Annotated in this window: 1 protein-coding gene; it reads left to right on the forward strand. The window is 49.4% G+C overall.

Translation table 11 applies throughout. From position 1 onward, the window contains the following. The coding region (locus tag ACFSNB_RS18740) for a hypothetical protein (RefSeq protein WP_377319336.1) at nucleotides 1–533 on the forward strand (533 nt) is incomplete at its 5' end. Nucleotides 534–709: the final 176 nt, after the last annotated feature.

Consider the following 709-nt stretch of genomic DNA (forward strand, 5'->3'; position numbering starts at 1 on the left):
AAAGACGCTTACTCCTTGGAAGGAAAGTTATGACCAACCTAGATAGCATATTCAAAAGCAGAGACATTACTTTGCCAACAAAGGTCCGTCTAGTCAAGGCTATGGTTTTTCCAGTGGTCATGTATGGATGTGAGAGTTGGACTGTGAAGAAGGCTGAGCGCCGAAGAATTGATGCTTTTGAACTGTGGTGTTGGAGAAGACTCTTGAGAGTCCCTTGGACTGCAAGGAGATCCAACCAGTCCATTCTGAAGGAGATCAGCCCTGGGATTTCTTTGGAAGGAATGATGCTAAAGCTGAAACTCCAGTACTTTGGCCACCTCATGCGAAGAGTTGACTCATTGGAAAAGACTCTGATGCTGGGAGGGATTGGGGGCAGGAGGAGAAGGGGACGACAGAGGATGAGATGGCTGGATGGCATCACTGACTCGATGGATGTGAGTCTGAGTGAACTCCGGGAGTTGGTGATGGACAGGGAGGCCTGGCATGCTGCGATTCATGGGGTTGCAAAGAGTCGGACACGACTGAGCAACTGATCTGATCTGATCTGATCTGATGCTGGTAGAGACAAGTACAGCAGCCTCGTATTTCCCCATGGCCAAAACCAGCCAAGAACCAAACTGCAGTTTAACCGGACAAGAGCAGACGCTGGTACCCATGCCCATTCAGGGCTGGGAGTGTTTTGTCTGAAATACACAATTTCCACTGGCCT

The organism is Phaeospirillum tilakii (assembly GCF_042683125.1).
Classification (GTDB): Bacteria; Pseudomonadota; Alphaproteobacteria; order Rhodospirillales; family Magnetospirillaceae; genus Phaeospirillum; species Phaeospirillum tilakii.